Source organism: uncultured Traorella sp. (genome assembly GCF_944327115.1).
Taxonomy (GTDB): Bacteria; Bacillota_I; Bacilli_A; order Erysipelotrichales; family Erysipelotrichaceae; genus Traorella.
The window spans coordinates 1-7,407 of the sequence record NZ_CALVGS010000004.1 but is presented as its reverse complement, the minus strand read 5'-3'; the positions used below and the strand labels follow the sequence as shown (position 1 = coordinate 7,407).

7 protein-coding genes are annotated in these 7,407 nt (G+C 36.9%); 1 reads left to right on the top strand and 6 read right to left on the bottom strand.

Annotated elements, in window-relative coordinates:
• The coding region (locus Q0K35_RS00195) for an RQC domain-containing protein (RefSeq protein ID WP_294560491.1) at nucleotides 1-263 on the top strand (263 nt) is incomplete at its 5' end.
• A gap of 228 nt (nucleotides 264-491) precedes the next feature.
• Here Q0K35_RS00195 and Q0K35_RS00190 read toward each other — a convergent pair.
• The 6 genes from Q0K35_RS00190 to Q0K35_RS00165 form a co-directional block, all read right to left on the bottom strand.
• Nucleotides 492-1,142, bottom strand: a complete 651-nt coding sequence (locus Q0K35_RS00190; protein ID WP_294560489.1) for an HAD family phosphatase — start codon at nucleotides 1,140-1,142, stop codon at nucleotides 492-494.
• A 192-nt stretch (nucleotides 1,143-1,334) separates the two neighbouring features.
• Nucleotides 1,335-1,814 carry a hypothetical protein gene (locus Q0K35_RS00185; RefSeq protein ID WP_294560487.1) on the bottom strand — a complete coding sequence of 160 codons (480 nt, stop codon included), beginning with the start codon at nucleotides 1,812-1,814 and terminating at the stop codon, nucleotides 1,335-1,337.
• 59 nt (nucleotides 1,815-1,873) lie between these two features.
• Nucleotides 1,874-3,727 (bottom strand): tRNA uridine-5-carboxymethylaminomethyl(34) synthesis enzyme MnmG, encoded by a 1,854-nt coding sequence (gene mnmG, locus Q0K35_RS00180; RefSeq protein ID WP_294560485.1) that lies wholly within the window; start codon nucleotides 3,725-3,727, stop codon nucleotides 1,874-1,876.
• Between the two features lie 333 nt (nucleotides 3,728-4,060).
• The gene (locus Q0K35_RS00175; protein WP_294560483.1) at nucleotides 4,061-5,416 is read right to left on the bottom strand and encodes a cadherin-like beta sandwich domain-containing protein; all 1,356 of its coding nucleotides are present in this window, start codon (nucleotides 5,414-5,416) and stop codon (nucleotides 4,061-4,063) included.
• Between the two features lie 12 nt (nucleotides 5,417-5,428).
• Entirely contained in the window at nucleotides 5,429-6,868 is a 1,440-nt protein-coding gene (locus tag Q0K35_RS00170; RefSeq protein ID WP_294560481.1) for an N-acetylmuramoyl-L-alanine amidase, read from the bottom strand.
• Nucleotides 6,869-7,004: 136 nt separating this feature from the next.
• Nucleotides 7,005-7,407, bottom strand: a 403-nt coding sequence (locus tag Q0K35_RS00165; RefSeq protein WP_294560480.1) for a hypothetical protein, incomplete at its 5' end; no start/stop codon positions are given.

Below are 7,407 nucleotides of genomic sequence, written 5' to 3'. Positions count from 1 at the left end.
TTGCAGATGTACTTCGTGGAGCTAACAGCAAAAAAATTAAAAATGCTAAGCTAGATGAAGTCAAGGAATATGGGAAGCTTAAGACAATTGAAAGAGAAGATCTAATAACGATCATAGAATGGCTGATTGATCGTCATTATATCCTCAAAACAAAGCATTCACTTTATCCTGTATTGCACCCAACCTATGATGGTCTTCATTATGGAGAAAGTCTGACCACTCGTAAGCTTCAAGGATTATTGAAGATATTAGAGAATAGATAATAATATAAAAGACTAATATAACTATTAATAAAAGTACAACGCAAACAAAGAGTGTTGTATTTTTATTATTGAAATTACACGTTTGCTTTAACATATTAATCATTATAGTCATGATTTATGAATGATTTCTAAATCCATACTTTTAAACATACTTAAAACTTTCATATTTTTATCAGAAGTTTTAAGTGTATTTAAATCTTTTAAAAAAGCATACCCACACGTATGCTTCTATTTCAATATTTTGATCACTTCACTTAAATCATTTAAAATACGATACACTTGATCTTTAATTTCATCTGTTGGCTGCATTAAATCAGGAATCATCACCGTCTTTGCCCCTGAGGCAATTCCGGCCTTTACACCATTGATTGAATCTTCAAGCACCATGCATTTTTCAATAGCAACACCTAATTTATCTGCTGCCATTAAAAAGATTTCCGGATCAGGCTTTGAATGTTTCACCATCGAACCATCTACGATCACTTCAAAATAATCAAAGATATTCTCTTCTAAATAAGGAATATACTGCATGAAGCGATCTCTTTCTGTTGAGGTTGCCAAAGCACAGTGAATCTTTTTTTCCCTTGCATATCGCAAAAGATCCAAAGCACCTTTTTTAATCGGTATGCCCTCATCTTTAGCCATTTCCATAAAATATGCTCGACGCCACTTCAACACCGTCTGATAATCAAAATTCTTACCAAAATATTTCTCATATACTTTTAAACTGGCCCGGATATTGATACCTCTCATTTCTTTTTTAAACGCTTCATTAAAATCATAATGAAAGTGCTCCTTTGCTTTATCCCATATCTTATCCTGCATTCTTTCCGTATCCAGTAACAAACCATCCATATCAAACAGCAATGCTTCTATCATAAGATCACCCTCTTTATTTTTATTAAAATGACATTTACTTTTAACTTCTAACGCTGATTCTGTGAGATAATCGAACGTCAAAAGCATCATCATTTTCTAAGCTTTATATGTCAAATTTATTTTCATTTTACCATATGCCTATAAATCGAAACAATAACATATAAGAAAAAAATGCAGCTGTTTTAACTGCATTTAATTATTGCTCTGAGAACATACGGCCATATCCACAGCCAGTGCTATCAACAGACAAAGTTTTTCATTCTCATCATCAAATATCGTAAGGCAATAATGATCGGTAAAACGAAATAAATCTTTCGAAAAAGACATGATCACATGGCCCTGGCCATCAAACACTTCATAATCTAAACCGAATAAGTCACCTTCTATACGCCAATCATTAAAGTCTAAATAATATCTTGGCTTGAAAAAAGTAAGCTCCTTTACAATATTACCGATAAATTTATCATTTAAATAAAAAGAAAATTCCGGTTCAAAAAACTTGAATTGCTGTTCTACATAACCAAATTCAATATCTCCGTCATAAACTCTTAACCGATGTAGCATTAAGGTAAAATCACATTGCGCAAAATATTTAGGATATTCATTTTCATCATAAATATCATAAGTATCTGTTAATGCAAGAAATTTTTGTTTGATATATAATTTTTTCATCGTCTATCTCCTATGCTTCCATTATAACAAAATCATATGGAAATAGAATAACATATTTGTTATTTATGCTGTTTCAGATAAATTGCCAATACAGCAATATCCGCAGGATTTACACCGGATATACGGCTTGCCTGCCCTAAGGTAAAAGGCTGAATAGCTTTTAGCTTAGCTCTTCCTTCTAAAGAAAGATTTTCTACTTCATCATAATAGATATTAACGAGCTTTACCTTTTCCATCGACTGTAAACGTGCCGCCTCTTTTTTTGCTTTCGCAATATATCCTTCATACTTTATTTCAATTTCAATCTGTTTCGCAACTTCATCAGAAATCTCCAGATCCATATATGGCGATAAGCCTCGAATCGTAATATTCGGACGACGTAAAAGCTCAAGTGCGCTCATACCATCATGCAAGGCGTCAAAACCATTTTCCTGAAGATATTCAGATACAGAAGATTTCGGTGTGAAACGAATTTCTGACAGTTTTTCCGTATATTCTTGGATTTCTTTTTGTTTTTTTCGATAAGCATCAATTCTATACTGAGGCAAAAGACCTACGGCATATCCTTTTTCGCTCAAACGGGCATCGGCATTATCATGACGTAACAAAAGACGATATTCAGCACGCGAAGTTAAAAGACGATAAGGTTCTTTAGTTCCTTTTGTTACCAGATCATCGATCAAAACCCCGATATACGCTTCATCACGATTTAAGATCAAAGGATCTTTGCCTTGCAGCTTTAACGCACAATTGATTCCGGCCATCAATCCCTGTCCGGCAGCTTCCTCATAACCGCTTGTACCATTGATCTGACCGGCACAGAATAAATTTTCGATCTCTCTCAATTCAAGGGTTGGTTTCAACTGTAAAGGGTCAATAGCATCATATTCAATCGCATAAGCATATTTTTTTATACGACAATTTTCAAGGCCCGGCAAGCTTTTCAACATTCTTTCCTGAATGTCATGAGGCATTGAGGTTGAGAATCCTTGAATATAGGTCGTATCCAGATCTTTAGATTCAGGTTCCAAGAATATCTGATGTCTTTCTTTATCGGCAAAGCGTACGATCTTGTCTTCAATAGACGGACAATAACGTGGCCCAACACCTTTTACCAAGCCTGAATACATGGCACTTTTTTGTAAATTATCCTGAATGATCTGATGGGTTAACGGAGTGGTATAGGTTAAATAACAATTCCACTGTTTTTCATAAGGAAGTACATCTTCTTTTTTTGTATCATAAGAGAAGCAGACAAAATCTTTTGTTCCCGGTTGTACCTCAGTCTTTGAAAAATCAATCGAATCCGTATAAACACGAGCCGGTGTTCCCGTTTTCAAACGAAAGGTACGGATGCCCTGATCCCGCAAGCTCTGTGATAAGTTTTTTGTTGTCGGTTCATCTTCCGGACCTGATTCTGTCGAAGTATGTCCGACAAGAATATTACTGCTCATGAAGGTTCCGCTTGTTAGAATGAGTGCTTTACACTCAATCACACTGCCATCATGCAAGGTAACACCTGTAACTCTCTTATCCTTAAAATTGATTTTCTCAACGATACATTCCTTAACTTTTAAATGATCGGTATGTAAACAAACATCCTGCATATATTTCCGATAAGCCAGCTTATCTGATTGTACACGTAAGGACTGTACACCCGGTCCTTTATTTGTATTCAACATTTTTAACTGCAAAGCCGTACGATCGGCTGCCTTACCCATTTCACCGCCTAACGCATCAATCTCACGAACAACGATTCCTTTGGCAGGACCTCCTACACTTGGATTACAAGGCATCGATGCAATCATATCAATATGCATCGTTAAAAGCATTGTTTCCTGTTTCATACGGGCACAAGCCAATGCAGCCTCTACGCCAGCATGTCCACCACCTAATACAATTACATCAACCATCTAATCACCTCAACTTAGCTCAACTATCATACCACTTTTAGAATAGAAAAAAAAGTATGAAATACAAAAGCACTTCTGTTGCTTCATTAAGATATACATGCTTTGTAAATCTACTTTTTATATGATTCCATAGAACCTCTTCTCTGATACCTGTTATGCCCGAGCCAAATGCCACAACAGTTTGAAATATGGCATAGTCCTGTATTTTACAATAACTTACTAATATTTCTTCCACTTCATCTGTTTTTTTATCCCAGTCAATCTAAGTATATCATCGATCAGCAAACACAAAATTTCTTCATTCAACAACTAAAAAAGGTCCTTCAAAAGGACCTAATGACTTCCAGACATCTTCTTTTTATAAAAATAGAATCCAACACCTGCTCCCAATATGATCACCGCAATGACACTCACTGCAATCAAGGCTATTTTCATCATATTCATTTCATCACGTAATGCATCCACACTTTCCTGTCTGAGTGCCGCAGCACCTGAATATAACTGAATGACACCTTCGGTTGATTCATACTGATACAGATGAATATCACCCTTTTCATTCATTAGATACAATAAAGAATAATTACTGAAAGAATCATCTTCAAAAACCCAGCCATCATATTCCACATCATGAATCGTAATTTTCTGTTGGATAAGTCCTGTCATATTTTTCATATCATCCGGTATTTCCAGGGAAATAAATGTTCTTCCGGCAATCGTCACAGGCAAATATTTATATAACACCTCATCCTTATAGACATAAAAAGCTTTTTCACCACTTTCTTCTACCATATACAATAAGATCAATCCCTGCTCATTCACCTTACCTAAAACCTGCTGGTCCTGAATGGTTACCTCAGTATTTTCAAAGCCTTCTAATGTTTCACTGCCATGAAAACTTGGATATACGCCTAACTCTGTATCCTTATATTTCAGAAAGACTTTTGGTTCTTCCTCTACATATACCTGAATACGATACGTTTTTGTCGTACTTGTTTCAGGATGATGCGTCGTTAATTCAATAACGTTATTTCCTTCATGCACTTCATGTGTCCCGATACCCTGAACAGAAACTTCAGAATCAGCAGCACTGGCACTGATCGTTACAGAAGTTGTTCCCTTAGGTAATTCAACACTGTAATCTACCGTATCTCCTGAAAAATCCGGAGTTAAGGATGCTCCCTCAACCTGAATGGCACTCAGATTTAAATTAAATGTTTTTACCGGTGTTGTATTCGATGTACTTGGTGTTGAAGGTCTTGAAGTATTAGAAGATGATCCACCTGATGATTGCGCAACTATACTTACAGATTTTGATACACTTCCTTCAAGAATATAGCCTTCCTGTGATGGATCCCCACCAGCGGCATCGATTGCTGTGACAGTAATGGTCACGGTATTTGTTCCGCTTGGCGAAATAGTTAACGTAACATTGCCTGATCCTTTCACAAATGTAGAACCACTAGAACCCTGAGCTCCACTGATAGCGGTAAGAGAGCCGCTGCTTACAGAAACCTGAAACGTTCCTATACCATTGCCACTAACAGTAACATTAAAGCTTTGACCCTGATTTACGCTCGATGGTCCGCTTAACGAAACATCACTGGAACTTATTGCTGCCTGAACAGGTTTGCCGCTAAGAAGCATTAAAACTGCCACTAAAGCACATACAAAATATTTTATCCTTTTCATATATTCTCCCTCTTATTTCAACATCGCATATGTCATCTGCCGATAATCCAAGGCGTTGACACTTATTGCTTCATTTTGTTTATGATTCAGATCCGCTCCGGCTTTCTGAGCATAGCTTAAAGCATACTTCCTTTTATCAAGCATATAGTAAGTAAATGAACGATAATCCAACGCATTGAAATGTCCATCACCATTAATATCAAAAGGAATGACTAATGTAAACAAAAATTCTTCTACATTATTTTCTTCGACATTCCCTAATATGATCTTAGCTTTAAAATCCGTTCCTACAAGGCCTTCTCCAATAGCTTCATTCTTTTGATTCATTACGGTAATCTGAGCATTTGGATCAGCACTTTGTAACTTATTGATAACATCTGAAACAGATGTTTCCAATTCTATTCCATACAATAAATTCTGATCATAAATATATCCTGTCTTCGATATATATTCCGAAAATCTTTCACTTAAAGGTATTTCTTCGATTTCCTGATTCTCTTCTACCAGCTGGTCATAAATCTGACCAACCAGTTGTACAAACGCACTCCATCCCATCGTACCCTTCGTACCATCATTGATATTATGCGGACAATTTTTTCCTGACCAGTCGCCATGCTTACGAACAGCATCTTTAGGCATTCCGTTTTCATAAAGGATCTGAGCTGTCAGATAAGCCGCATTTCTTTCCGCCTGAGCGTAATTACCATCGTTATTCTCACAGATTTCAATTGCGATCGTATTTCCGTTCCCCATCATGGAACCATCTCCTGCATGCCAGGCTACCTCATCCATCGGAATACTCTGATAAATGGAATGATCATCTACCTGAAAATGCCAGCTTGTCCAAATATCCGCAGAATTACGACGATTGTATTGAATTTGTGCATGTGCCAGTGCATCTGCGCCATTGCTGGTATTTGCGGTATTATGTATCGTTACATATAAAGGGACATTTGAATAGCCCGGCCGTACCACTCGATTGTAATTCGGGATCATATAGTTTGTATTGACCGGAATACCATTGATTTGAGAAACGCTCAATGTCTGCACATCATTTTCAAAAAATGTAAACTTTCCACTTACATAATTATAATCATTGTCGCGATTCGGATTCACCCATACATTCGTCCCATCCTCTTTAAGGATACCAATCCATCCGACACCGATCTTATTGACCTGATACGTACCGGCCTTGATCATTTCACCCGTTTCAAAAGCATGGTATTCTAAAGGTACACGATGTCCCATGCAATCTTTTGTTAATGTTACTGTCTGTGTATCTATGCTGACTGCCTGTATTTCTATATAATCCCCATTATTCGGATTTTTTACGATCCTTAACTGACTGCCGTCTTTTTTGGTAAAGTATTTTACGATACCACTGCCATTTTCCCAGCGAACGCTTAAATGAGTGGCTTCGATCAATGTACGATTAGGATCATTATCATTCACGAGATAAAATTCTCCATCCCTTTCATGACTTCCCTCAAATGCAATGACATGAACAGGAAATAACGCAACAAGCAGGCAAACGCATATTAAATAAATAATTTTTTTTCATATCTTTATTATAGATGAGTTTATATTTTCAAACAACTCCAAAATACTTAATTTCACAAGAAAATGATTTTGTAACCAAAATCCTTCCCCTATCAGATGGAATTAGCGGCTCATCCGGATATTCGGCAATGGCCCTGATGATAAAATATTCTCCATGATCATACAGCTCATACGCAATCGCCTTCCCGGGCGTATTGTGCTTCATCCTTACCGCGATTCCCCGGTAGACAAGAACTCCTTCATCGATGTGATATTTGAAAAGGTTATTGCCGTACTTTCCCTGCCTTCTTCCGCAGATCAGCATCCTTTTTCTGCGCTTATAGCGATAGGCTTCGATATCATGCTTCAGATTCTTTTTCCCTCCGAAACATACGCTTTTTGGTCTTTCCATGTATCTTTCCTTTTTCTGCTCTTCTCTTGTTAATCGGTAT